The organism is Ruegeria sp. L12, assembly GCF_056531745.1.
In genome coordinates this window covers 272,648-297,503 of record NZ_JBQFMH010000001.1, presented here as the reverse complement: position 1 = coordinate 297,503, position 24,856 = coordinate 272,648, and the positions used below count along the sequence as shown (strand labels likewise).

Annotated in this window: 29 protein-coding genes and 1 tRNA gene; 14 read left to right on the top strand and 16 right to left on the bottom strand. The window is 57.0% G+C overall.

Annotation, left to right across the window (positions count from 1 at the left end; translation table 11 throughout):
* The first annotated feature begins 258 nt into the window (after positions 1-258).
* Both ACR0K9_RS01470 and ACR0K9_RS01465 read left to right on the top strand, forming a co-directional pair.
* Positions 259-1,020, top strand: coding sequence for a helix-turn-helix transcriptional regulator (locus tag ACR0K9_RS01470; RefSeq protein WP_480820176.1), 762 nt, complete (start codon positions 259-261; stop codon positions 1,018-1,020).
* Positions 992-1,510, top strand: a complete 519-nt coding sequence (locus ACR0K9_RS01465) for a hypothetical protein (RefSeq protein WP_480536045.1) — start codon at positions 992-994, stop codon at positions 1,508-1,510. The genes ACR0K9_RS01470 and ACR0K9_RS01465 overlap by 29 nt, the downstream gene beginning before the upstream one ends.
* 262 nt (positions 1,511-1,772) lie before the next feature.
* On the opposite strand, the gene ACR0K9_RS01460 is transcribed toward ACR0K9_RS01465, so the two are convergent.
* A complete protein-coding gene (locus ACR0K9_RS01460; RefSeq protein WP_480820174.1) occupies positions 1,773-1,973 on the bottom strand; it encodes a hypothetical protein in 201 nt (66 codons plus the stop codon).
* A gap of 935 nt (positions 1,974-2,908) precedes the next feature.
* Between ACR0K9_RS01460 and ACR0K9_RS01455 the strand changes: the two genes are divergently transcribed.
* Both ACR0K9_RS01455 and ACR0K9_RS01450 read left to right on the top strand, forming a co-directional pair.
* Complete coding sequence (locus ACR0K9_RS01455) at positions 2,909-4,318, top strand: glycosyltransferase family 4 protein (RefSeq protein ID WP_480820172.1); 1,410 nt, start codon at positions 2,909-2,911, stop codon at positions 4,316-4,318.
* A gap of 460 nt (positions 4,319-4,778) precedes the next feature.
* Positions 4,779-5,153 (top strand): hypothetical protein, encoded by a 375-nt coding sequence (locus ACR0K9_RS01450; RefSeq protein WP_480820170.1) that lies wholly within the window; start codon positions 4,779-4,781, stop codon positions 5,151-5,153.
* A 108-nt stretch (positions 5,154-5,261) separates the two neighbouring features.
* Here ACR0K9_RS01450 and ACR0K9_RS01445 read toward each other — a convergent pair whose 3' ends face one another.
* The 3 genes from ACR0K9_RS01445 to ACR0K9_RS01435 all read right to left on the bottom strand — a co-directional run bounded on the left by ACR0K9_RS01445 (position 5,262) and on the right by ACR0K9_RS01435 (position 7,534).
* Positions 5,262-5,909 carry an MAE_28990/MAE_18760 family HEPN-like nuclease gene (locus ACR0K9_RS01445; protein WP_480820168.1) on the bottom strand — a complete coding sequence of 216 codons (648 nt, stop codon included), beginning with the start codon at positions 5,907-5,909 and terminating at the stop codon, positions 5,262-5,264.
* 10 nt (positions 5,910-5,919) lie between these two features.
* On the bottom strand, positions 5,920-7,023 hold the full coding sequence (locus ACR0K9_RS01440) for a GmrSD restriction endonuclease domain-containing protein (protein WP_480820166.1): 1,104 nt from the start codon (positions 7,021-7,023) through the stop codon (positions 5,920-5,922).
* Positions 7,024-7,458: 435 nt separating this feature from the next.
* Positions 7,459-7,534: transfer RNA gene (locus tag ACR0K9_RS01435), tRNA-Thr, on the bottom strand.
* Between the two features lie 611 nt (positions 7,535-8,145).
* On the opposite strand from ACR0K9_RS01435, the gene ACR0K9_RS01430 reads away from it, so the two are divergent.
* Positions 8,146-9,039, top strand: a complete 894-nt coding sequence (locus ACR0K9_RS01430) for a hypothetical protein (RefSeq protein WP_480820164.1) — start codon at positions 8,146-8,148, stop codon at positions 9,037-9,039.
* Positions 9,040-9,048: 9 nt separating this feature from the next.
* On the opposite strand, the gene ACR0K9_RS01425 is transcribed toward ACR0K9_RS01430, so the two are convergent.
* The gene (locus ACR0K9_RS01425; RefSeq protein WP_480728654.1) at positions 9,049-9,315 is read right to left on the bottom strand and encodes a DUF2312 domain-containing protein; all 267 of its coding nucleotides are present in this window, start codon (positions 9,313-9,315) and stop codon (positions 9,049-9,051) included.
* Positions 9,316-9,481: 166 nt separating this feature from the next.
* Between ACR0K9_RS01425 and ACR0K9_RS01420 the strand changes: the two genes are divergently transcribed.
* A complete protein-coding gene (locus ACR0K9_RS01420) occupies positions 9,482-9,700 on the top strand; it encodes a hypothetical protein (protein ID WP_480535967.1) in 219 nt (72 codons plus the stop codon).
* Between the two features lie 9 nt (positions 9,701-9,709).
* On the opposite strand, the gene ACR0K9_RS01415 is transcribed toward ACR0K9_RS01420, so the two are convergent.
* Positions 9,710-9,925 (bottom strand): hypothetical protein, encoded by a 216-nt coding sequence (locus ACR0K9_RS01415; RefSeq protein ID WP_480820162.1) that lies wholly within the window; start codon positions 9,923-9,925, stop codon positions 9,710-9,712.
* Between the two features lie 242 nt (positions 9,926-10,167).
* Here ACR0K9_RS01415 and ACR0K9_RS01410 point away from each other — a divergent pair, with 242 nt between their 5' ends.
* Genes ACR0K9_RS01410 through ACR0K9_RS01395 form a run of 4 tightly spaced genes read left to right on the top strand, consistent with a single transcriptional unit; the run spans position 10,168 to position 12,354 of the window.
* The gene (locus ACR0K9_RS01410) at positions 10,168-11,031 is read left to right on the top strand and encodes an MBL fold metallo-hydrolase (protein WP_480820160.1); all 864 of its coding nucleotides are present in this window, start codon (positions 10,168-10,170) and stop codon (positions 11,029-11,031) included.
* Between the two features lie 25 nt (positions 11,032-11,056).
* The gene (locus ACR0K9_RS01405; protein WP_480820158.1) at positions 11,057-11,485 is read left to right on the top strand and encodes a YeeE/YedE family protein; all 429 of its coding nucleotides are present in this window, start codon (positions 11,057-11,059) and stop codon (positions 11,483-11,485) included.
* Positions 11,485-11,916, top strand: coding sequence for a DUF6691 family protein (locus tag ACR0K9_RS01400; protein WP_480535941.1), 432 nt, complete (start codon positions 11,485-11,487; stop codon positions 11,914-11,916). Before ACR0K9_RS01405 ends, ACR0K9_RS01400 begins: the two co-directional genes overlap by 1 nt.
* Before the next feature lie 9 nt (positions 11,917-11,925).
* Positions 11,926-12,354: a protein tyrosine phosphatase family protein gene (locus tag ACR0K9_RS01395; protein ID WP_480820156.1), complete on the top strand. Its 429-nt coding sequence runs from the start codon at positions 11,926-11,928 to the stop codon at positions 12,352-12,354.
* Between the two features lie 5 nt (positions 12,355-12,359).
* Here ACR0K9_RS01395 and ACR0K9_RS01390 read toward each other — a convergent pair whose 3' ends face one another.
* The 5 genes from ACR0K9_RS01390 to ACR0K9_RS01370 form a co-directional block, all read right to left on the bottom strand.
* Complete coding sequence (locus tag ACR0K9_RS01390; RefSeq protein WP_480820154.1) at positions 12,360-13,448, bottom strand: FliM/FliN family flagellar motor switch protein; 1,089 nt, start codon at positions 13,446-13,448, stop codon at positions 12,360-12,362.
* A gap of 76 nt (positions 13,449-13,524) precedes the next feature.
* Positions 13,525-16,206: an ATP-binding protein gene (locus ACR0K9_RS01385; RefSeq protein ID WP_480820152.1), complete on the bottom strand. Its 2,682-nt coding sequence runs from the start codon at positions 16,204-16,206 to the stop codon at positions 13,525-13,527.
* Complete coding sequence (locus ACR0K9_RS01380; protein ID WP_480535936.1) at positions 16,194-16,514, bottom strand: hypothetical protein; 321 nt, start codon at positions 16,512-16,514, stop codon at positions 16,194-16,196. Before ACR0K9_RS01380 ends, ACR0K9_RS01385 begins: the two co-directional genes overlap by 13 nt.
* On the bottom strand, positions 16,511-16,891 hold the full coding sequence (locus ACR0K9_RS01375; protein ID WP_480535935.1) for a response regulator transcription factor: 381 nt from the start codon (positions 16,889-16,891) through the stop codon (positions 16,511-16,513). Before ACR0K9_RS01375 ends, ACR0K9_RS01380 begins: the two co-directional genes overlap by 4 nt.
* A 78-nt stretch (positions 16,892-16,969) precedes the next feature.
* The gene (locus ACR0K9_RS01370) at positions 16,970-18,265 is read right to left on the bottom strand and encodes a helix-turn-helix domain-containing protein (RefSeq protein ID WP_480820150.1); all 1,296 of its coding nucleotides are present in this window, start codon (positions 18,263-18,265) and stop codon (positions 16,970-16,972) included.
* Between the two features lie 176 nt (positions 18,266-18,441).
* Here ACR0K9_RS01370 and ACR0K9_RS01365 point away from each other — a divergent pair, with 176 nt between their 5' ends.
* The 4 genes from ACR0K9_RS01365 to aat all read left to right on the top strand — a co-directional run bounded on the left by ACR0K9_RS01365 (position 18,442) and on the right by aat (position 21,656).
* Positions 18,442-18,978: a helix-turn-helix transcriptional regulator gene (locus tag ACR0K9_RS01365; protein WP_480820148.1), complete on the top strand. Its 537-nt coding sequence runs from the start codon at positions 18,442-18,444 to the stop codon at positions 18,976-18,978.
* Between the two features lie 149 nt (positions 18,979-19,127).
* Positions 19,128-19,616, top strand: a complete 489-nt coding sequence (gene accB / locus ACR0K9_RS01360; RefSeq protein WP_480820146.1) for an acetyl-CoA carboxylase biotin carboxyl carrier protein — start codon at positions 19,128-19,130, stop codon at positions 19,614-19,616.
* Between the two features lie 9 nt (positions 19,617-19,625).
* On the top strand, positions 19,626-20,975 hold the full coding sequence (accC, locus tag ACR0K9_RS01355; protein WP_480820144.1) for an acetyl-CoA carboxylase biotin carboxylase subunit: 1,350 nt from the start codon (positions 19,626-19,628) through the stop codon (positions 20,973-20,975).
* A gap of 48 nt (positions 20,976-21,023) precedes the next feature.
* Positions 21,024-21,656, top strand: coding sequence for a leucyl/phenylalanyl-tRNA--protein transferase (gene aat / locus ACR0K9_RS01350; RefSeq protein ID WP_480820142.1), 633 nt, complete (start codon positions 21,024-21,026; stop codon positions 21,654-21,656).
* On the opposite strand, the gene ACR0K9_RS01345 is transcribed toward aat, so the two are convergent.
* The 5 genes from ACR0K9_RS01345 to clpX all read right to left on the bottom strand — a co-directional run bounded on the left by ACR0K9_RS01345 (position 21,620) and on the right by clpX (position 24,735).
* Positions 21,620-21,979 carry a DUF2155 domain-containing protein gene (locus ACR0K9_RS01345; protein ID WP_480820140.1) on the bottom strand — a complete coding sequence of 120 codons (360 nt, stop codon included), beginning with the start codon at positions 21,977-21,979 and terminating at the stop codon, positions 21,620-21,622. The genes aat and ACR0K9_RS01345 overlap by 37 nt on opposite strands.
* Positions 21,976-22,428, bottom strand: coding sequence for an outer membrane lipid asymmetry maintenance protein MlaD (gene mlaD, locus ACR0K9_RS01340; RefSeq protein WP_480820138.1), 453 nt, complete (start codon positions 22,426-22,428; stop codon positions 21,976-21,978). The genes ACR0K9_RS01345 and mlaD overlap by 4 nt, the downstream gene beginning before the upstream one ends.
* 3 nt (positions 22,429-22,431) lie before the next feature.
* Complete coding sequence (locus tag ACR0K9_RS01335; RefSeq protein WP_480820136.1) at positions 22,432-22,815, bottom strand: NADH:ubiquinone oxidoreductase subunit NDUFA12; 384 nt, start codon at positions 22,813-22,815, stop codon at positions 22,432-22,434.
* 79 nt (positions 22,816-22,894) lie between these two features.
* Complete coding sequence (locus ACR0K9_RS01330) at positions 22,895-23,257, bottom strand: RidA family protein (RefSeq protein WP_480535924.1); 363 nt, start codon at positions 23,255-23,257, stop codon at positions 22,895-22,897.
* A gap of 212 nt (positions 23,258-23,469) precedes the next feature.
* A complete protein-coding gene (clpX, locus tag ACR0K9_RS01325) occupies positions 23,470-24,735 on the bottom strand; it encodes an ATP-dependent Clp protease ATP-binding subunit ClpX (RefSeq protein ID WP_480535923.1) in 1,266 nt (421 codons plus the stop codon).
* Positions 24,736-24,856 lie beyond the last annotated feature (121 nt).

The following is a 24,856-nucleotide window of genomic DNA, read 5'->3' as shown; positions in this document are numbered from 1 at the left end:
GATGCGAAACAACCGGCTTCTGATTTGGGAATAATATATGCAAATATTATCAACACTTTATCGCGCAAAACCGGACGAGAAACCTGACCAAAAGTTCTAGAACAAATCCTCAATCTTCCGCGTTCTATTGATAAAATTCGTACTTTCAGTTATGATGAGGTCATAATTTGAATGATTAAGTTACTGTTTCGCGCCGCCTTAATCTGTACCCGATTTGAAACTCAGTGGGTGGCATTTTTGTTAGTTGGGGGAAGGACAATGAATACTTCATTGCAAGATGACTCCCGTGGTCAAATCGAATACCCAGAAGACCTGACGATCGCCTTTATTGGCAAAGAACTGTTTTATTCCAACCAAACTCTCAGAAGCGTGCAAAACGAATTTGGCGTGCACGCATATCGCTATGAATCTCTGGACGCGCTTTTGGCTGTAAGCGACCCCTCTGTGCCAGCCGAGCGCATCGTCGTTGTTGATCAGATGCTGATCGAGGATCTTCTAAACCGACCCGCCGACTATGCCAGGCTGGCCGAAGATGGATGTCTGGCTTTTGCCTATCGCAAGCAAAGCTCTCCCCGTTTTCTTTTCGAACACTGGGATCGGGCGCAGTTCGGCAATATCGGATACCTGCCCATGAATGTGGCCCCGGACGTCTGGCGCGCCATATTGCGATTGCTGATGCACGAAGAACTCCACCTGCCCTGCTTTCTGGCCGACAGCGTCTCGGCCAGGCAGGCGGCAGCAGAAACGCCGGTTGAAAAGCAACCCGTCACCCGGACCCGGTCGCCCGAAAAATTGTTGCTCTACGCCAAACTGACGCGGCGTGAAAAACAGGTTCTGAGGCTGGTCGCCCGCGGAAAGAGCAACAAGGCAATCGCAGCCAAGCTGGGTATAACCGAGCACACTGTGAAACTGCACATGCACAATGTCTCGGGCAAGATCGATGTCAGCAACCGAACGGCAGCGGCTCATTTCTATTTCGAGGTTGCGCCCAATGAAGCGCGAAGTGCCTCTGTTGGATGAAACGTTCGAAACCCGGTTTGACCGGCTTATCCTTTTGGTGGGCCGGTTGAATTATATGTGGACGAACACCGAAAGCCTGCTGATCCATCTGATCGCCGGTTTAACCGGCGCGAACAAGGACGTGGCGGTCATTATCTTTCTGACCCTGAACACCACCCGCGCCCGCATCGATCTGGTCGAGCGCCTGGCCAAGATGGAGGGCCGGCCGGCCGAAATCCGTGATCCGATTCTCGAACACACCCAACGATTGTCCCGGCTGTCGTCGATACGGAACAAGTACAATCACTGCATCTATTCGTTTGATCAGAAAAGCGGGAACCCCAAAACCATCCTGATGCGGATCGCTGATCGCAAGACCGACATCAAGCTCGGACGTGAAGATACTGTGGACGATGAGGCAATGAAGGAGATCGAAGACGTGGTCGCGCAACTCTCGGCAGCGAACAAAGACATCTGGAAATTGATCGGGCAGCTTGGCTTTCCGGTCTGACTGCGGCCTCCTGTGCAAACGCCTGGCAAACCTGCCCCGACAAAAAGAAAGGCGCGCTTTTGAAAGCGCGCCCAATGAAAAAGGGTGATTATGAAAAACTCAACGCCTGAAACAAAAGAGACGCTCACTCGTTAACATCTCCTTTCTGAACGATTTTATTCAACCGATCAGTGATGCAGTTCACATGAGCGACACATTTTCCAAAAATCCTGTGGAGCGCTTTTACGAGCCTGCCGCAGCAATCAGACGGCACGGACCGGGATTATTCGCACAAGGACATGATCAATTGCCAAAGATAGGGCAGGCTGGGCAACTCCAAGGCTCTGTAGACCACGATACCCAGCGCCAGTGCGATCAGACTGAACGATGCAAGAAACATGGCCTGGATGACGGTCACCCAAGGATCGCCGGTCCGAAAGCACCGCTCCAGTTTTGGGCCTACGATTATGTAGTCTGACAGCATCTGATCCGACGGCTCATGTGCATTGTCTGGTTGCTCTGATCTGAGAGGATTCATCAAGATTATGGCCCGACTGTGGCGGTGAGTTGGCGATTTGACCGTATATCCTGCGCACGTTTCGTCGAGGCCTGCAGCCTGGTGCGATGCTTCTTGGGCAAGAAACTGCCCCAGAGAAAAAGCGCCGGCAGCCCCCCGCCGATCACGGCAGAGAGCACTACGGGAAAGCCCCAATTTCAAAGATCAATCACAGATGTTAGTTTGATTTCAACGGACCACTTTCACCGTTCCGTAATCCCCCAAGAGAGAGGGGCTGGCCAAGACCCCCTCATCCAGCCCCTCACACCACCTTCACTCTCTATCATTTGTGAGACGGTGGGTTTCTCCCCTAGGACGCCCGTTCAGGGCGTGAAGGGAGTATATCACATCCTGAGCTGTTAGTCTTTCCACTAATTCTGGGGGGGGCTGGATCACGAGTTCAGAACTAGGTCTAACGCCAGGTGAAATAACATCAGGATGAATGCGTCACTGACAAACCCGAAAGAGTTTTGAGAAAACAGAATTTCCGGGCCTACGTGGGTGCGGCATGCGCGGCTATCCGCCTCGAAGCATGACATCTTCAAATGTGGACGTGCCCATTTTCCAATACCAATGCAAATTGCCTTTGTTTTGCATTGCGTTCCGATTGAACGTTTGTGCTTGTTCTGTGCTATCTTATTTTACGTCTGTTCGGCCGCGGCACGGGCATTTTGATTTCCGCGACTTTAGTTGCGCTTCAACATGGGATTATTGATTTCTTTGAAGCACAATGTTTCACGTCTCTCGGGCTTCAGCATATCAATGGTCGCCGGAGACAAACCCGAAATCCGCATTGTGGACGCGCCCAACGGTATACGAATCGCTCTTCCACAAAGGCTATGTCGCAATAGCCGGCAAGCGCGATGATAGATCACTCCGGCCCCGGTGGCAGGATCAAGCCCAACCACAATCAACAGCTCCCTAAATCACAATTGAAATTCGGCAGTCTCGATCACGATTGCGATGGACCCTGGGAGGCAAATGACATAGGGATCATTTTCGCTCCGATATTGATACTTGGCGCGTATTCAGGCACGGTGGATAGAGCTGAAATTTACAAGATGAAAACCTTAGATCTACCTGCTCAATATATTGCTCTCGACGATTTTGGCGGCCTGCAAACTCTATATGCTGGTTTTGCCGAAGCGGTCGTGGCCAAAGGACACCAGTTATACACCGTTAACAGAGCAAATACGCGACCTCTTCCACATTTTTTAGCTTCGCTGGAGCAGATCGGCGGAGGCATACAATCGCCCCAAACCTTTCGCGTCGCTAACATGCTGCCTCACTCGATGCCGAGGACGCGCAGCCGCGTTCAGCGAGCGCTGCTGAACCAGTTGATCGGTCGCACCAATCTTGAACACGTCGTGTGCTGGAACGCTCCACCTGATTCATATATGCGAACGAGAAATCGTAAATTTGCATTCTACGATCACGGTTTTTCGTCCATAAGAAAAGTGAACAAGTGGCGACAGCAACAGCTGGCCCGAATGAACGGAATCATCAGCGTTTCCGAAGCCAATAAACACTTACTTGAGAACTTGTGGCAGTACAAAGGCGAGGTTCATGTCGTTTGTAACCCTTTACGTCAGGCAATCGCCAATCGTCCCCTGAACAAGAAAAAAACACCGTGTAACGAGATCCGGATCACATGCGCAGCGCGCTTGGTGTCTTTTAAAGGGATCGTCAGCGTGATTCACGCGACTGCTCATCTGCTGGATCGAGGATACCCCGTCAAACTATCTGTCGCCGGGGATGGACCAGAAGCACGCATACTCAAAGAGAAAGCGGAACAACTTTTACCAGAAGAAGCGGTGTCGTTTCTTGGTCTGGTTAAGGACATGGGCGCATTGTTCGATGAGACCGATATTTTCGTCGCGCCGTCGCTCCGCGAACCTTTTGGACTTTCTCCTCTTGAGGCACTGGCTTCGGGCATCCCGACCGTTCTGTCAAACATTGACGGTCATCCCGAAATTCTGCCCTTTGAAGGTGCGGCAACATTGATCGAGCCCGAATTGACCGCCAGCGAATATGCTCAACTGGGATCGACTAACGCGAAACTGCCAAAATACGTTTATTTTCCATCAAGCCAGACAATCGCGGAACCAAAGGCACTCGCGCCAGATGCACTGGTAGAAGCCTTGTCTCAGGTGATCGATTCATATGCTGATCATGCCGATACTGCCTTCGAAGCCGGACGGCAAATACGTAATAAGTGCAGCATAGAAATTTATACGGATAAACTCTTGGATGTTTTTGGAAACGTGTTTTGAGCCTCATATCAAAACGACGCAATCTGCGTACCAGAGCCTCTATGTAACTGTAGCACCTTTCCAATCTCTCCCAGGGTGCTGCGGCTGTTAATCATGGCTGAAACGTGCGTTATCCCCCTCCATTTGGCGCAGACGTGAATTGCAATAAAACCGCTCCGAAAAACGGACAATAGAAACAACCGGTTAATCTCAAAGCGTTTGAAATGGTGCCCCCACACGGACTCGAACCGCGGACCTACTGATTACAAAATTTCCCGAAATCTGCCTCGCATTATGTTAAGGCCCTGTTTTTTCTCAAGAAAAATATCGGACAGAACGTTCCTTTGGGGCCAAAACGGACACTGATCCCGCACAGTTTCGCACAGTTCTGAGGTTTTGCGGACATTCCGGACGCACAGCCCAAGCGCGAGCACATTGAAACTGCCAACGGATCCAAAGCACATCTATAAGTTGAGGACAGATGCCTAACACAAACCGCGACAAATACCTATGCCAGGACTACCGAGATGGAAAGGACATTAACGAGCTTGCTCGTTCATACGGCATCTCAGAACGTCGTGTCGCCCAGATTCTGCGGAAGCAAGGAGTCACACTTCGCGCTCGCAGTTTGACTGAGAAAAAACCGTTGAGCGCCGAACATGCGCGGATCGGTATGCACCTCTACAACTATCGGTTTGATCGCGGAATCGAACCCTACGAGGCTTCATTGCAGATAGGATGGTCAATGCTTAAACTCAGAAAAGTAGAGAAAGGCGTTAGCGAACTCGAACTTCTAGATTTACTGGACATAGCTGCCTACAGCGGCGTCGAATTGGGCGAACTTATCTGCAAATAATAAAGTTCCTAGGTCGGCAAGCTGAAATTGCTTTGCTTGCCGGCCCGAACCCTAAACCTGGATGAACCAAGTCTCAGCTGGTGCTACATTAGGTTAATCAAAACAACGCTACTCTTCTTGGACCTTGTACGACTCAAGTGACGCGGCGTTTTCAATGTCGGTTTTGTACCACCTCATCAACAACAAAATCTCGCCGACCAAATCTTCAAATTCTCTACTGTTGACGTCTAGGAATTCGCCATGCGCAACCTTGTTTCGCCGGCTCACCAAACTCTCATCTATTAGGTTAAACTTGGTTTCATACTTGTCGATCTGTATGCCGACGCTTCTAGCGATGTTGGCGAAAACTGTAGAGGTCAGATTGGATTCAGTATTGATCGCGTCAGTCAACTGAAGTTTTGCTTTGTTTCCAAGCTCTTGCGTGATGAATTCGAATGCCTCAACGTTTAGACGTGATTTCTTCGATTCCACCAGATTGTTGAGTTTCCCTTTCAATCCAAAAACTGCAAAACAGCTCGACAGTTGCCCATAGGTCAGCCCACGACTGGCCACGAACTCAAGGTATCTTTCGGACGAGTTTTTTATGAAACCTTCCCAATGAGCGTACAGCAACGCTATACCGGCCCTCACAAAGTGCCTGCTTTTGTCCCCGGCGGATTTGGACGACACACGGAATGCGCTAATTTCCTTGATACGCCACCCCATCTCTTCGTCCAAAACCTCTTGGAGCTGGTCCAAGGTTCGAATCTTACCCATTGCCGTGGTCTCAGGGCGCGAAAAAATCGACTGCCATTGGCAACAGCCTTGACAACCTAGTCGTGCCCCGAACGCCTCCGCCCGAGTTTTGGCTGAACACCTCGTTGTCCCAAAGAGCCTGGCACTTTGAGACAATGAACGCATTTCGCTGATCGCCAAGTCCCTCTATTGCGTCGATATTTTCAGAAACGCCTTTCGTGGTGACTTCGAATACAGACATAAGGAACTTTCCAGAAAACGCGTTGCCGTTCCACCTTTTGAAAGCATCACTGCCCAAAGCTTCCGCGAGAAATTGGAACGTCCTGTTGAAGGCAGACTCTTCAGATGCATAGTCGAACGCATCGCCTGTTGCCATTTGGAGCAGTGCCCCATCCAAGTACTCGTGGACATCCAAACCAGATTGATACGGGATACCGCGAAACGCAAAAAAGCGTAGCGCTAGCTCAACCCCAAGCTGACTCTCCAAAGCTCTATCCGTCTGGTTTGTGCAAGTTATAAAATTACGATCTTCTGATCTGGCTATGAGCCAGTCGTAGAAGTCGCGGTTAAGAGAAACAGCCATGCTATTTCTCACCTCTTGCTCGGTCAGACCTGCGCCCCCAGTATTGAGCCTTTGGAACAGTTCAAACTTGGCAGTATCATCGCTGTCAGATTTCAAAATCTCAACACGCAAACGCGCGCGCTTGATTTCGAGCTGAAGTGCCCGCCCCAGTCCATCTTCGCCCCCTTCTTCTGAAGGTTCCCAGCGCCGTCCATCAAGGCTCGGTAAAAACCTGGTTCCATTCAAAACCAACGGGCCCAACTCTTCGAACCGGTCGCCTCTCAGATCGCCAGTAAGCTGCAGAACGGTCGAAATTCTCTGCAAACCATCAACTAGCTCCCAAACGCCATCCTCGGATTGGTAGACAAAAATCGGAGGTATAGGGATTCCAAGGATGAGAGATTCAATAAACCTAGTTTTTCGCTCGTCACCCCATCTAAAGAGTCGTTGAAATACCGGATCGATAACAAGCTCTTCATTTTTATAAAGGTTTACAACTTCGCCAATGGACATGTCGTAGCCATCTGTCACCACGATTTTTCTTGCCCGTTTGATTTCTTCGTCCAGCGACATGGCTCACCTCTTCTTTTATCTTTGTTCGGACACTGTGCGTAATTCATCAAAATACGACGGTCACTCTGGCTCTTGACTTAGCGGTTGGCAACCAGATTCTTCGAGCCGGATCGTCAAGAAAATCAATTAAAAACTTTATCTTAACGACAAAGCGTCATCACGAGCGCTACGGGATCGACAATTCGCTGATAGTCTCTAGTCCAACTGATTATGTCTTTCTTTATCTAACCGAAATTCAACCCGAACGTGTGGAAATCGAACAAAGATGACCGATCATTGAGCATATTTGTTGTCTGCAGCCAATTTCACAGACGATTCAGATGAAGGATTGCTGACCAATCGGTCAAAATCTCGCACAGTTTTCGCACAGTTGAGATTCTTAAAAAAAGTTGCTCTACCTGTGCGGACTTAAGATTCTGTTTTAAATGGGAAAAATGGTGCCCCCACACGGACTCGAACCGCGGACCTACTGATTACAAATCAGTTGCTCTACCAGCTGAGCTATAGGGGCACTCATAACTTTGCCTTCTGATCAGGCGAGATCCATTCTTGTCTACGGATCAAGCCAATCGCGCGGCTATGTTACGAAGTTCAGGCGCAACTCGGGATACAATTCTTGATGTACCTTAGGCCGCGCCTGACTGGATGAGCAGGCATATATGGCAAAATTTTCAAGCTCGCAACCCGCTAATTCACCGGCTCGGAAACTCCGTTCTCCAGCTCTGATTTCCACCTTTCAGGCATCAGGGATGCAAGCGGATCATCCCCGTCAAACCTATATATAAAACCAGAAATCCGTTGTTGGCCTATGCAGAAGGGACACAAGCACGACTGCGTTAACCTTGGGCGGCAATCCCCACGATCAACAAATTGCGCTTTGTATGAAGGTAGCCAGGAAACCACCAGCAACTGGGTTCGATCAGAGCCGCATGACCTTAGACATGGTCTGAGGGCTTAGATGATCACTCCCCCGGACATAAAGGCTTCACCGGGCGCCTTCTTCCGTCCCTGTCTCCAAGAATCAGGCCATGACCGCATTCAAATTTTAGACCTATATATTCGCCATATTAGCAATTTGACTGTATTGATCGCAGATTGTAACCCAATCAGCATGACCGCCGGATGGAAGGACATATAACGATGCAGGTGGCCATCCACGCCGGTGCGCACTTCACTGACGAGGGCGGAGTGCTCGGGCTGCTCAAAGCGAACACGCAGGCTATTGGCCAGAACGGGGCAACCTTCTGGGGGCCACGTGCCTACAAGAATACCTTCCGGCCCGCCCTGGGGCCAATTGGCGACCGGCCTCCTGCGGAAGACACAATTGGACGTTTCCAAAACCTGATCCCTAAAGGCCGGTCACTGGATCGCGGCATACTCTCTTGTGCCGATTATATCGGTGAACCCGCCACTGCCATTATGGATGGGCAATATTACCCGCATGCCGGCAAACGGATCGCGCAGATGGATCAGCTTTTTGCGGACGCATCTGTCGAGCTGTTTGTAAGCCTGCGCAATCCCGGAAGCTATATCCCCAAAGTCCTGATGTCCCTCTCCGAGCCCGAGCGGAAACGGGTTATGACGACCACGGATCTCAGCTGCCTGAGCTGGCTGACCATGATCGAAGACCTGCGCGATCTGGCGCCGGAAGTGAACATTACATTGTGGAGCAACGAGGATTCACCCCTGATCTGGGGCGATATCGCGCGTGCTCTGGCCGGATTTCCGGAAAGTGAGCTTTTGACGCAAGAGCACGGCCTGTTGTCGTCGCTCGTCTCCGAGGCGGGGCAGCACGAAATCCGGCAGCTGGAACAACTGAACCTGCCCCCGAATGACCTTCAGATGAAGGCTGGTCTGGCGGCGATCTTTCAGGAATACGCGCTGCCGGACGAAATTGAGGAAGAAGTTGACCTGCCCGGCTGGGATCAGGATGTGGTCAGCGCCTTCACAGAGCTTTACGAACAGGATCTGGCACGACTGCAAACCATGCCAGACATTCGCTTTCTGAAGCCCTGAGGGGATGCGCTACATGCCCAGCGCTTCTTTGTACATCTCCAGAACCGCCTCTTCCTCGGCGATATCATCCTTGTCTCGCTTGCGCAGCGCGATGACTTTGCGCATCACTTTGGTGTCGTAGCCACGCGCCTTGGCTTCGGCCATGACCTCTTTTTGCTGATCGGCAATGTCTTTCTTTTCAGCCTCCAGACGTTCGAACCGCTCAATGAACTGGCGCAGCTCGCCTGCTGTCACGCGGTAGTTGGCTGCGGCCTGATCTTCGGTGATGTCTTCCATCTACGTCTCTCCCAAGGGCTGAAATTGAGGTGCCGGATCACCGGGCAGTTTGCCGGATACATCGCTGCCCGTCTGACCGCAAGCGTGCATTCGGTACGGCAGGCTTGTCTGCCGCGCACTGATCCGCTAAGCGCGGTCACAGTTCACAAAGATGGTGATGGAAACCATGTTCGACATGATCGTCTGGGGCGGGGCCGCCCTGTCTCTGGCCGGGTTGCTTGGTCTTGTCTGGTGCATTCTGCGCGTGATGAAGGCGCGCAAATCCGGCCTGTCCGATGACGAATTACGCGCCGCCGTTCAGGCCGTTCTGCCCTGGAACCTTGCGTCTTTGTTCCTGTCCGTCATTGGATTGATGCTGGTCATCCTTGGCATTTCCTTTGGATGACCAACCGGGTCAAACCGGCATATTGTCGAACCGCGCTTCCAGCGCATCCTCAGCCAGCGCAGCATCCAGCCGCCGTAGCCGCGACGGGATCTGAACGCCCCGCGCCCGCATCTTGTCCAGCACCTTGCTGACACTGGGCTGCAGTGCCAGCCGCGTGTCCAGACATGCACCGTCCAGCTTTTGTTCGAGTTGCTTTGCTTCGGTGTAGAGATCTTGAGCAGTCATTTGCGTCCTCCCACTTAATGCCACTCTGACTGATATACGTAACAGAAATAAGATCAACATGAGACCCGATCGAAGCATCGCAAATTCTTGCTGAGAGACGGCAGAAAACCGGCGATGCATCGCGCCTCGCTTATAGGATAGGCAAACAAAAAGCGGTTTGCCTTGACAGACATCAATTCGTGATTTGGAACTCGCATCACATTCGGCTATCAATATATGAAATCATCCCCACGGAGATCCTCATGACGCCCATTGTGAAAGCCTTCTTCGACCCACAGACTTTTACCGTGTCATATGTGGTACAAGAACCCCAAGGTCAGGCCTGTGCCATTATCGACAGCGTTCTGGATTTCGATCATGCCTCTGGGCGCACCGATACGCATTCGGCGGACCAGATCATTGAGTATGTGCAAGAGCAAGGTCTCAAGGTCGAGTGGATACTGGAAAGCCATGTCCACGCCGATCACCTGTCTGCCGCGCCCTATCTGCAGGAAAAGCTGGGCGGCAAAATCGGGATTGGCGAGAATATCGTCGTCGTGCAGGACACGTTCGGCAAAGTCTTCAACGAAGGGACCGAGTTCCAGCGCGATGGCAGCCAATTCGACGCGCTGTTTGCCGAAGGGTCCAGCTTTCACATCGGGCAGATGCGTGGGGATGTTCTGCACACGCCCGGTCATACTCCGGCCTGTATGACCTATGTCATCGGCGATGCCGCATTTGTGGGGGACACGCTGTTCATGCCCGATTTCGGCACCGCGCGCTGCGACTTCCCCGGGGGGTCGTCTGCGGATCTCTATACTTCGATCCAGAAGATCCTGTCGCTGCCGGATGAGACGCGCATCTATGTCGGCCACGATTACAAAGCTCCCGGTCGGGATGAATATGCGTGGGAGACAACGGTGGGCGAGCAAAAGGCGCTGAACATCCATATCGGTCAGGGCCGCAGCATCGAGGAATTCGTTGAAATGCGCGATGCCCGCGACGCCACACTGTCGATGCCGCGCCTGATCCTGCCCTCCTTGCAGGTCAATATGCGGGCCGGTCAGATGCCGCCTGCTGATGAAAAGGGCGATGTCTTCATGAAAATTCCGGTCAACAAGCTGTAAGACCCAAAGAAAAGAGGAACCGACTATGATGATCGAATGGTTCTGGGGCGTTGCAGGAGGGCTGCTGATCGGCCTGGGTGCCGCCGTCTACCTGCTGTGTAATGGGCGCATCATGGGCGCCAGCGGCATTCTCGGCGGGCTGCTGGAACGCAGCGACCGTAGTGTGATGGCCGAACGACTGGCGTTTCTGGCCGGGCTGATCGGGATGCCGTTTCTGCTGCGTCCGTTGATCGCACCGCAGACACAGACTCATCTGACGGGCGATCTGGCCATTGTGATCATGGCCGGGCTGCTGGTGGGCGTGGGGACCCGTATCGCCAATGGCTGCACGTCCGGGCATGGGGTCTGCGGCATATCCCGGTTCTCGTTGCGGGGTATTGTCGCCACCGTGTTCTATATTCTTGCAGGCGGGCTGACGGTCGTTCTGTTTCGCCATACTTTGGGGGTGATCTGATGCGCGGTCTGTTTGCATTTCTCGCCGGATCTCTGTTCGGCACCGGGCTTTTGATTTCGGGCATGACCGACACCACCAAAGTTCAGGGCTGGCTGGACGTCTTCGGCAACTGGGACCCGACCCTGGCCTTCGTCATGGGCGGTGCGATATTGCCGATGCTGGTGGCCTGGCGCCTGACCCGCAAGGGTGCGCCAGTGGTGGGCGGTGCCTTTCCAACGCCGCCCCGGGTCGAACTTGATCGGCGGTTGATCGTCGGCTCGGTGCTGTTCGGCGTCGGCTGGGGATTGGCCGGTCTGTGCCCCGGCCCGGCGATGGCCTCGCTCAGCTATGGCGGAGTTGGCGGGATTGTGTTCCTGAGTGCGATGATTGCGGGCATGTTTGCTGCTCCGAAAGTGGGGGCGCAACTGGACAGGATGGCAAACGCGGCCTAAGCAACTGTCATGGAGATTCGACCGATTACCCCCCGCTATGCCGTCTCGCCTCAGATCACGGTCGAGGACGTGCCAGCCATTGCCGAGGCAGGATTTGTCAAGGTGATCTGCAACCGTCCCAATGTCGAGGTACCACCAGATCAGCAATCCGATGCGATCGGTCAGGCCGTGCGTGACGCCGGGATGGAATATGAGGTGCTGGAACTGACACACCAGACGATGACACCGGAAAACGTCGCCCTGCAGCGTGACATGGCCGAGAATTGCAGCGGGCCTGTGCTGGCCTATTGCGCCTCGGGCACAAGGTGTTCGGTGGTCTGGGCATTGGGACAATGCGACCGGCTGAGCACTGACGATATCCTGGATGCGACCAGCAAGGCGGGCTACGCGCTGGATGGCCTGCGCCCGGCGCTGGATCAGATGAGAGGTCAGGGCTGAGGTCCTCAGCCCTCCCCTTCCTCGCCTGAAATACGGGCGAGTTGCGAAATCTCCGAAATCAACTGATCTGAGCCCATCGCCAACATGTCCCCTGCATCGGATGGATGGGCAATATCCAGACCATCCACCGTCTCGACGCTGTTCAATGCGGATTGCGCACTTCCGGTATCATGCAACGCGCCGGTCTGGCTGGCCATAAATGGCTGCGGCTCAACATGGGTCAGAGCCGCAGCCTGATGTTCGTTGATCCGAACGGCCCGCATACCGCCGCATTGCCCCAGCCGCCCAACCGCCAGCCGGCCCCGTTCGATGGTCAGAACCTGAACCTTGTCCAGCTTTGAGCCGGTCAGCGGCAGAACGTCTCCAACCGCCAGCGCGGACAAGTCGGTCAATGGCAGAGAGATACGGGACAGCACAGCCGTCAATTCGGCCCGCATAACCCCTGACGCCTGCTCCAGATTTCGCCCAGCGGAATCCGCCTGCGCGGCCTGCCCGTCGTCAGATGGCGGTGGGTCAGGCAGCACAAAGCAGATCTCGCCTTGCTGCGCCCCACCGGCCAGTTCAACCGTCAGTTCCGCCACGCGATATCGATCATCCGCCATGGCAAGCGTCAACGCACGTACAGTCTCAGCCCGGGTACTATATTCAAAACCCGTCAGTATTTCCGCATCCACCGGGGCCTCAACAAGCGCGCAGGCACGGCCCATCATATCTTCGAATAGCGGTGCCGCCATCGCCGCATCCGTATCGGTAAAGGCGCGATCTGAGGGCGCACCAGAAGTCACCATCCCAATAGTCTGCTGCTGAACGATTGCCGAAACGCATCCCGGATCCAGACATATCGCCGCCGGCCCCGCCTGTGTGGTTGAAAAAACCAACAACAACCAGCCGTCCGGCACCTTATCGGCCAAATCCGCCTGTGCACGGCTGGACTGCTTCGCACCAATTACCGACAGGGGCAGCCCAAACCCCTCACCCGCAGCCCGTGCCAGACCCAGCCGCAGGGCACGCAGAATCGATCGGGGCGGCTCGGCCACACCTTCCTGCCCTGCCGAAAGCTTCCGCGCCAAAGCTGTGTTGGCCTGACCTGTCATCGTTCGATTCCGCCATCTGTCGATCTTCCACCCTAGGTGTAGACCGCCGAGCGTTACGAATATCTTTATACGGTCGTTATTGCGCTGCCTGCCGATAGGCCAGCGGCAGGCTGACCCGGAAACCCGCACCGCCCTGCCCCGGCAGATAAGTAACCTCACCCCCGAGGCGCTGCATGATCTCGCGACAGATCGCCAGACCCAGCCCTGCACCGCCCGCCTTGTCCGATCCGACGCGGGCGAATTTCTCGAACACCATCGATTGCGCCTCAAGCGGGATGCCGCTGCCATTGTCGATGAAATCGATCACCACCTGCCCGCCCACATCATGCGCGGAAATGGTCAGCACCGGTTCAGCCGCATTGCAGTATTTCTGCGCGTTCGAGATCAGATTGATGAACACCTGCCCCAGCCGATCCAGATCGGTGTGCAGCTGAATGCGTTCGGTCGGTCGCACGCGTTTGACCGCCAGTTTCCGCTCGCCACCCGCCAGCGCGCTCGATACTGCACGATCCAGAACCTGGCTCAAAGTCGCATCGCCCATGTTCAGACTGACCTGACCACTTTCCAGCACGCTCAGATCCAGAAGGTCATCCAGAAGGCGGGTCAGACGCAGCGCCTCGTCATGAATAATCGCGGCATAGCGGGTCTGCTCCGCATCGCTCAGACCATCGCTGTCGCGCATGATTTCCGAGAACGCGCGGATCGAGGTCATCGGAGTTCGCAATTCGTGACTGACCTGACTGAGAAAGGCATCCTTCTGCATCGAAACCTGAGTCAGTTTCGCATTCGCTTCACGCAATTGCCGGGCGGTGCGGCTGAGCTCGGTCGATTTCGCCTCAAGCTGGCCGGAATATTCAAGCAATTGGGCGGATTCGTCGGCCACCGCCAGCAGGTCCTCGACCGAGACCGAGGCACCGCCAACGATCTGACCGATCATCGCATGCGCGGTTGCCGCACCGACCGAGCCGCTCAACTCACGCTCGAGGCGTTCCAGAAACTGCGGCGTGGGTTCCGGCAGGCGTCCGGGGCGGCCATTCTGGCGTTCGGCCTCGGCCTGAAAGAACTCCTGCGCGGGCAGCGTGCCCAGAATCCGCTGGGTCATGATCATCAGGTCTTCGCTCTGCGCCACCGATCCGCTCCAGCCTCGCGGGGCAACAGAGTGATCGAAAACATTGACGAATTGCGCGCCCTGCAGACGCTCAAGGGGGCTGGGGAAGCTGAGCATCGAAGCAACGCAGAAGGCAATGGTATTCAACGACAAAGACCACATGACCGTGTGCACCATCGGATCGATTCCTTCGATCCCGAACAGGGCCTGCGGGCGCAGCCAGCCCCAGCCGAAGGGGCCGTTCTCGATCACCGACAAGGGGATCAGCCCACCGCCCATGCCGGGCAGCAGCAGGGTGTATATCCACAGGAAGAACCCGACGCTCAGCCCGACCAGCGCGCCGGTGCGGGTCGCCCCGCGCCAGAACAGACCACCCACGAGCGCAGGCAAAATCTGTGAAATCCCAGCAAAAGCCACCAACCCGATTGACGCCAACGCCGCACCGCCACCGGATAGCCGATAGTAGAAAAAGCCCAGCGCCATGATGACGGCAATCGACACCCGCCGCGCCATCAACACGATTGTCCGCACATCCCCCGAGATCGAGCCCGTGCCCTCTTGGGTATTCAGCCAGATCGGCATGACCACGTGATTTGACACCATGGTCGACAGCGCCATCGCCGTCACGATGACCATCGACGTGGCCGACGAAAAGCCACCAATGAAGGACAGCATCGCCAGCCAGTCATTGCCCTGAGACAGCGGCACCGTCAGCACGAACAAATCCGGGTTCGACCCTTCCGGCAACAGGTCCAGCCCAACCACGGCAATCGGCACCACAAACAGGCTCATCAACAGCAGATACAGCGGAAAAGCCCAGGCTGCGGTGCGCAGATGGCTCTCGTCGTCGTTTTCAACGACCATCACCTGAAACATTCGCGGCAGGCAGACGAAGGCAGCTGCCGAAAGGAATATGAACGTGGTCCAGCGCCCCGCATTCACATGCCACTGACCGATTTCCGAGGCATCGATCCGGTCCATCATCGGCCCGATCCCACCGGCAACGCCCCAGACCACGAAGATACCAACCGCCAGCAGGGCAAACAGCTTGACCACCGATTCCAGCGCGATGGCCGTGACAACACCATGGTGCCGCTCATTCGCGTCCAGATTCCGGGTGCCGAACAGGATGGCAAACACCGCCAGCCCCGTGGCCACCCAGAACACGCTGGACCCTTCGCGATACAGACCGGTTGGGTCTGCCTCGGCAAAGATCGAGAAGGACAGCGTGATCGACTGCAACTGCAGCGCGATGTAAGGCGTACCGCCCAGAACGGCCAGAATGGTCACGCAGACCGCCAGCGTATTGGACTTGCCGTAACGAGATGAGATCAGGTCAGCGATTGAGGTCACACGCTGGCTGCGTCCAATCCGCACCAGCTTGCGCAGACCCCACCACCAGCTGACCATCACCAGTGTTGGCCCCAGATAGATGGTTACGAATTCCAGCCCCGACCGTGCGGCGTTTCCGACAGCGCCGTAGAAGGTCCAGGCGGTGCAGTAGATCGACAGCGACAGGGTATAGATCAGCGGTGAACGCAGCCACTTCCCGCCGCCGCGCGCGGCAAGCCGGTCAGCGGCAAAGGCTACACCGAAAAGCAGCACGACATAGCCCAGACAAACCAGAATCAGAACGTTCAGCGTTGCCATGGCTCTGCCTCGGGTTCGGCATTTTCACGCGCCGCCATACGTCTGGCGGCAAATCCGAAGATCAGGCTGATCAGGATCAGAACACCCCAGCACGCGAAGATATAGAACATCGCCGCCGACAGCGGCAGCGCCTCGGCCTCCTGACTGCTATCCGGCCACAGCAATGGCAGCGCCAGCATCGCCGCGCCCAGAAACGGCAGCAGCCGTGCCGCATCGGCCAGCCTGCGCCGGCGATAGCTTTGGCGTTCCAGAAACAGCGACGGCCGAACCGGCGCGGCGGACTCCTTGCCCTCGTCTGGCAGGCTCATGACCGCGAGGCCTGAGCGTGCAGGTCGCGCACCGCCGTCAGAACCTCGGTATTCGAGAACGGTTTGGTCATGAAGCGACTGACCCCGGCCTGTTCCGCCATCTCGCGATCGCGGGACTGGCCGCGCGCGGTGAGCATCAGAACCGGCAGGCCCCGCATCTCATCGTGCTCGCGCAGATCCCGCAAAATATCCATCCCGCTTTTACCCGGCAGCATCACATCCAGAATGACCAGATCGGGCCGGGCTGCCAGCACCACCTGAACCGCATCCGTACCCTCGGCATGGGTTTCAACCTGCCAGCCCTCGCGCGTCAGCAGAAACCGGATCGCCTCGGTGATGTTGGGCTCATCCTCGATCAACAGAACCTTACGGCTCATATTTGCAATTCCTCCCCATGACCGATCGCACACGCGGCCACCTGTCTTGCCCAGATTAAGCGCTCTGTCTGGAAACTGTCAAAACCCTTCGCTCAGGATCGAAGGCTCGCGGCGGACGTTGCAGTCACGTTTCGGACAGATGCGGCAACTCGCCCCCGCCTGCGCCGAAGACTCGGACGGTTGCATCGTATCTTCGATTGGCAGCACCAGCATGGTCGAACGATACGCCGGCTCCTGCCCGAAAACAGTGACCGGTTGGGGCGTGGCGATGGCAAAGCACTCGAACTCAGCCGCCGTCCTCCCCAGCTGAACCATACGTTTGCGGATCGGCACCAGAGGGCGGTTCAGGGCCGTGAACAACGGCCACAGCGGGCAGGCTTCGCCATGACGTGGCAGCGCAAATCCCGGCGTCGGCTTGTAGAGCAACACGCTGCCCGATGCGTCACAAATGACCAGACCCGCCGGGCGCGCCAATGTCCCCTCGGGCAGAAACGCCAACCGTCGCAGCACCGTCGCCAGATCGACGGAAAACGCCGTGGCAAGGGCCAGCGGGTCAGTTCTGGACGCATCCAATGCGGCCTCGACCTGCTCCAGCGGCATGGCCCGCGCATCCGCGGCGTAGAGATCCAGCAGCTCGGTGGCAACCGTCCGGGCTGCGGTCGAATCCAACTGCTCCAGAGACACGTCAGCGCTTTGCGACCCGGCTTCGATTTCCGGGAAGTGAAACCCTTGTTCGGCAAAAAACGCCTCGACCGCGTCCAGCGGGACGCCTCGCAGGTCACCCTGCCCCTCGCTGTCGTCCAGATAGGTCACCAACGCCTTGGAGCTTTCGGCCAGCCGTTCCGCATCCTGATGCAGATTGCTGTGAAAGCGGTCCCGCCACGCGGCCTCGATCTCGCCGGGCTCGGCCAGAATGGCGGCGGTGGAGCGGATCGCGGCGGCGGTCGACAGCACTTCGTGCATGGATGCCGCCAGGTGCGGGTCGTGGGTCAACCGGTCCGACAGGGTTTCGACGGTCCGCTCCAATGAAACCACGCGGCGGTGCATCTGCGCCAGAACACCGGACCAGCCGGGAAACCGTCCGGCAAACTCCTCAAGCCCATCCAATTCGGCCTGCTGGCCCACCGCATCCGCCGCCGCCTCGCGCAGCGCGGCGATCAGCGTCGCCTCGATCCCTTGCGTCAGTAGCGACGGCTCGACCGACAGCGCCGAGGCGATATCGACCAGCAGCTTGCCCCCGATGCGGCGGCGATTGTGCTCGATCAGGTTCAGATATGAGGCCGAAATCCCCACCTGCCGCGCCAGTTCGGCCTGACGCAACCCCGAAATCTGCCGCCTTTCGCGTATCCGGCTGCCGGTCAGAGTGTCTCGCATCGCCGCTGGACCTTTGAAACTGTCATATAGTTTTTCAGAATTAGCTTATGATTTTTAACAGTTGTCCCGGTATTTTCAAAGCAGATTTACAACTTTGACAAATGCCGATGAACGGAGGTGACCAAACCTGCGTCCCTCCCCTTCTCTTTCTGCAAAATACGCGTCACCATAGGTATATGAGCGATCCCGCCTTCGAATATGCCCCCATCGGCCTTGTCGAGTTGGAAAATCGGATTATACGCCGTTGCAATCTGCAATTCGCGCGGACCTTCGGCGGGGATGAGGCCGACTATCGCAACATGCCCCTGCTGCACCTTTACCCATCGGTCGCCGACTGGGAGCGGATCGGTGCGCGCAGCTTGCAGGTGATGCGCGATACCGGCTATTACACCGACGAACGGGTCATGCGCCGCCGCGATGGAGATCTGTTCTGGTGCCGCGCGCGCGGGCGGTCGCTGACACCCGATGACCCTTTCCGCCACGGAATCTGGAGCTTCTCTGACATCTCCGAAGAACGCCCGCTGGTCGAACTGACGGCGCGCGAGCGCGAAGTAGCGATCCTGTCCTGCCGGGGCCTGTCGGCCAAGGAGATCGGCGTTGAGCTGGGTCTGAGCTATCGCACGATCGAAGCCTACCGTGCCCGGTTGCTGGAAAAATTCGGTGCCCGGAAACTGCCCGAACTGGTGGCCAAACTGTCAGGGACGCCTTTGTAAGCGCCAGCGCGTTCGAAACCGACCGCGAAACCCCCGGATTTTCAGGTCGAAACGACGCTTTTCATGGCGGTCCGCTTAGCATATAACCCAGCGTAATCAAACCAAGCCCGCGAAAACAGACGGGCATAGGGGAACCTTCGAGGACACTCATGACAGATACCAAACACGAAGCGGATGTGGCGTTCATCAAGGCACTGGCCGAATTGCTGCGCGAGAACGATCTGACCGAGTTGCAGGTCAAACGCGAATATGGCGAGGAAGACAGCCTGAATGTCCGCGTCAGCCGCATGTCGCAGACCGTCGCTGCCCCGGTTCAGGTTGCGGTTCCGGCTGCAGCACCTGCCGCAGCACCTGCACCGGCCGCCGCCGAGGCGCCCGCAGCGGTGGATGATCCCGCCAGCCACCCCGGCGCGGTCACTTCGCCCATGGTCGGCACCGTCTACATGCAGCCCGAACCGGGCGCGCCCGCGTTTATCAGTGTCGGGGCCTCAGTCTCGGAAGGCGACACGCTGCTGATCGTCGAGGCGATGAAGACCATGAACCACATCCACGCGCCCAAATCGGGCACCATCAAGCGCATTCTGGTCGGCGATGGCGACGCTGTGGAGTTCGGCACGCCTCTGGTCATCGTTGAGTAAGGCGGGCCCATGTTCGACAAAATCCTGATTGCCAACCGAGGCGAGATTGCCCTGCGCGTGATCCGCGCCGCGCGCGAGATGGGGATCAAGACGGTTGCCGTGCATTCGACCGCCGACAGCGACGCGATGCATGTGCGCATGGCCGACGAATCGGTCTGCATCGGCCCGCCGCCCAGCCCGCAAAGCTATCTGTCGGTGCCCGCGATCATCTCGGCCTGCGAAATCACCGGCGCACAGGCGATCCACCCCGGCTATGGCTTTCTGTCCGAGAATGCCGAGTTCGTGCAGATCGTCGAGGACCACGGCATCACCTTCATCGGCCCCACCGCCGAACATATCCGCGTGATGGGCGACAAGATCACCGCGAAAGACACGATGAAGGCGCTGGGTGTGCCCTGCGTTCCGGGCTCGGACGGTGGCGTTCCCAATCTGGCCGAGGCCAGGCGCATCGGTGAGGAATTCGGCTATCCCGTTATCATCAAGGCCACTGCCGGTGGCGGCGGTCGCGGCATGAAAGTCGCGATGAACGCCTATGAGATGGAAAGCGCCTTCATGACCGCACGCGCCGAGGGCAAAGCCGCCTTTGGCAATGACGAGGTCTATATCGAGAAATACCTGACCACACCGCGCCATATCGAGATTCAGGTCTTTGGCGATGGCAAGGGCAAGGCGGTACATCTGGGCGAACGCGACTGTTCGTTGCAGCGCCGCCACCAGAAGGTATTCGAAGAGGCCCCCGGCCCCTGCATCACCCCGGAAGAACGCGCCAGGATCGGTAAAATCTGTGCCGACGCCGTGGCCAAGATCAATTATATCGGCGCGGGCACCATCGAGTTTCTGTATGAAAATGGCGAGTTCTATTTCATCGAAATGAACACCCGCCTGCAGGTGGAGCACCCCGTCACCGAAGGCATCTTCGGCGTCGATCTGGTGCGCGAGCAAATTCTCGTCGCCGCTGGCGAAGACATGTCGTTTGGGCAGGATGATCTTGAGATCAACGGCCACGCCATCGAGGTTCGGATCAACGCTGAAAAACTGCCCAACTTCTCGCCCTGCCCGGGCAAGATCAGCGCCTATCACGCGCCCGGCGGTCTGGGTGTGCGCATGGATTCAGCGCTTTATGACGGCTACTCGATCCCGCCCTACTATGACTCGCTAATCGCCAAACTGATCGTTCAGGGCCGCGACCGGGCCGAGGCGCTGGCGCGTCTGGATCGCGCGTTGGGAGAGCTGATCGTCGACGGCATCGACACCACCGTTCCCCTGTTCCACGCGCTACTGCAAGAGCCTGATATCCACAGCGGAAACTATAACATCCACTGGCTGGAGAAGTGGCTTGCGGAGAACATGGCCCAATAAGAACACGGGGTTGGAGGGCGACCGCCTTCCGGCCCCCGGGCATCCGGCATGAGCCTTTCCCCCGAACTTCTGCTGCATGGCTATTCCATCGGAATATTTCCGATGGCCGAACACCGTGACGACCCCGAACTGTTCTGGGTCGATCCCAAGTTTCGCGGCGTGTTCCCACTGGACGGTTTCCATATCTCGCGCAGTCTGGCGCGGCGCATTCGGACATGTGGGTTCACGATCAGCATCAATCACGACTTTGCGGGCGTGGTGGATGGCTGCGCCGACCGTGCGGACACTTGGATCAACCCCGAACTGCGTCGGCTTTATCAGGAACTGCACAAGAGCAGCCATGCCCACTCACTGGAGGTCTGGGACCAGGGTGTCCTGATCGGCGGGGTTTATGGCGTGGTTCTGGGCGCTGCTTTTTTCGGCGAAAGCATGTTCTCGCGCCGCACGGACGCATCAAAAATCGCACTGGCATATCTGGTAGACCGACTGCGTCAGGCCGGGTTTGTCCTGTTTGACACACAGTTTCTGACCGCTCATCTCGCCTCACTGGGCGCTATCGAGATCCCGCGCGCAGCCTATCACCGCGAATTGAAGCGGGCGCTTGAGGTCGATGCGGATTTCACCGCCGAACTACGGCAAACACCTCAGGGCGTCATACAGCGGATCACCCAGACATCGTAACGCGCATGATCCAGCGCGTTCAGCGCCGGAGAAGTGGCGATCATCCAGCCATCGAACAGTTGCTGCGCCTTGCCCTGCTCCCAAATGGTCAGATAGGCAAAGGCGTCGCCGGTGGGGTTCTCTGCCGGAAAGCGGCAATCACCCAAGGCGACATCCAGACCGAACACAGTCGCTGTCTGCCCGTTCAACACCTCGACATCGACCGTCTGGCCGCTGACTTTGTCCAGTCCGCGCAACATCGCGCCTGGTCCGGATTCGACCTTCTGCTGGGCCGAGGCCACACCAGCCGACAGTAGTACAGCCATCAGAGCCGTGCGGATCATTCGCTGCCGTCCCCGGCCACGAACTTCACCAGCAACGAGATCAGGCTCACCGCACCTTGCGTGTCCGTAATCTCGTCACCTGCCTCGAAATAGAACGGAGAGCCGCCCGGCATTACCTCGACAAAATTGCCACCCAGCAGCCCCTCGGACGAGATCACGATCGCGCTGTCATCGGGGATCAGAATACCATCGGCCACGGAAAACCGTGTATCCGCGCGATAGGTATCAGCGTTCAGTGTAACACCAGTCACCGTCCCGATCTTGACACCCGCAAGCCGCACATCTGTACCGACCCCCACGCCCTCAAGCGAGCGGAAGGACGCGCCAAGCTCGTATCCGGCACTGGATTGGGACAGGCCGGTGGACTGGCTGGCATAGACGCCAAACGCGACGGCGCAGGCCAGCACGACCCCGCCGACAACAACTTCGGTCTTGGTATGAGCAGACATCGCTTATTCCGGGCTCCACGCCTCGTAATCGCTGCGCTCAACCGGGTCGGGACGACGCAGCGACCCCGCCGGTGCATAGGCAAGCGCAGTTCCGGTCAGGTTTTCCTGATGCGGCTTTTCCCAGGACTTGTGCGCCAAGGGCTTGTCGGTGGGTGGCTCGTCCCAGGTGCGGTGCAGCCAGCCATGCCAGTCAGGATCAATCCGGCTGGCCTCGGCCTCACCATTGAAGATCACCCAGCGCTTGCTGTCGTCGGCAGTGCGATAAAACACATTACCTTCATTGTCTTCGCCGACCTTCACGCCCTTGCGCGCAGTGAAGATCTGCGTATTCAGGGTGGCTCCGTTCCACCAGGTCACGGCCCGCAAAAGACTGTTCAGGATACCCATCGGCTGCCTCCGGCATTTCTGTTCCCGCAGATATGGACCAAAGGCACGCCAAGGTCCAGTGCCTCGGGGCGGGTCTGCGTCATTCCGGCAGAATAGCGGTCACTTCAATTTCGATACGGTACTTGGGGTCGATCAGACCGCACTCAATCATCGTCGCTGCGGGCGGGTTTTCTCCGAATGTCTCGGCCAGCAAAGGCCAGCAAGGTGCAAACTCGGCACGATCCGGCAACATGTAGGTCACACGCACCACATCCGCGAACGAAGCCCCTGCTTCGGCCAGTGCGCCTTGGATAGTCGCCAGCGCCGAACGGCACTGTTCGACAACCGTATCGCCCTGCCCCACGGTGCCGGCCACATGCACCCAGCCGCCCGCCACAACGGCCCGGCAATACCCTACCTTGGCCTCAAACTCGCCGCCGGAAGATATGCGCCTGATTGTCATGATGCACCTCTCAATAAACGCATGTGATTGTGGAAAGCGCGCTGCAATTGCGAGGCTCTGCCTCGCGCTCCGGAATACTTTTAGCCAGATGAAGAACGAATCCCCAGCTTCATCTGGCCCCAAATATCTCGGGGGAGTCGCGGCTTGCCGCGGCGGGGGCAGAGCCCCCTACCCGCACTATTCAAGGCTATCCAATGGGATGCTGCAACCGATCAGCCAGCCGACGCTGATTCAGCTGTATCCGCATAGATGATCAACGGCTGGGACTCGGATGTCACGGCCTCTTCATTGACCACCACTTCGGTCACGTTCTTCATGCCCGGAAGTTCAAACATCGTGTCCAGCAGGATGTCTTCGAGGATCGAACGCAGGCCGCGCGCACCGGTCTTGCGCTCGATCGCCTTCTTGGCAATCGCCTTCAACGCATCATCGGTAAAGGCCAGTTCTGCATCTTCCAGCTCGAACAGGCGCTGGTATTGCTTGACCAGAGCGTTCTTCGGGCTGGTCAGAATGGTAACCAGTGCATCCTCGTCCAGATCTTCCAGCGTCGCCAGAACCGGCAAGCGGCCGACAAATTCCGGGATCAGCCCGAATTTCAGCAGGTCTTCCGGCTCCAGATCCTTGAAAATCTCACCCACGCCGCGTTCATCATTGTCGCGCACATCGGCACCAAAACCCATGGCCGAGCCCTTGCCACGCTGCGCGATGATTTTGTCCAGCCCCGCAAAGGCACCGCCGCAGATGAACAGGATATTTGTGGTATCCACCTGCAGGAATTCCTGCTGCGGATGTTTGCGCCCGCCCTGCGGCGGAACGCTGGCGACTGTGCCTTCCATCAGTTTCAGCAAAGCCTGCTGTACGCCTTCGCCCGAAACGTCGCGGGTGATCGAAGGGTTCTCGGACTTGCGCGTGATCTTGTCGACCTCGTCGATATAGACGATACCGCGCTGCGCGCGTTCAACGTTGTATTCGCTGGCCTGCAGCAGCTTGAGAATGATGTTCTCGACGTCCTCACCCACATAACCGGCTTCGGTCAGCGTGGTCGCATCCGCCATGGTAAACGGCACATCCAGAATACGGGCCAGCGTCTGCGCCAGCAGAGTCTTACCGCAGCCGGTGGGGCCGATCAGCAGGATGTTGGACTTGGCCAATTCGATATCGCTGCCCGCCTTCTGGGCGTGATTCAGACGTTTGTAATGGTTGTGCACCGCCACCGACAGAACGCGCTTGGCGGTGGCCTGACCGATCACGTAATCGTCCAACACCTCACAGATATCCTTGGGCGTCGGCACGCCGTCCGAGGATTTCAGGCCGCTGGCCTTGGTCTCTTCACGGATGATATCCATGCAGAGCTCGACACACTCATCGCAGATGAACACGGTCGGGCCCGCGATCAGCTTCCGCACCTCATGCTGGCTTTTGCCGCAGAAGCTGCAGTAGAGCGTATTTTTGCCGTCACCACCTGAATTGGTCGCCATGATTTACCCCTCGGGCTCCGTCTCAGCGGCCCTGTGCAGGGCCGCGCTTGCCGTCAATGCCTGCAGCTTAGGCCAGCGGTCTGGCAGCTACAATCTCAAAATCATCCCTCACGCCGGAAGC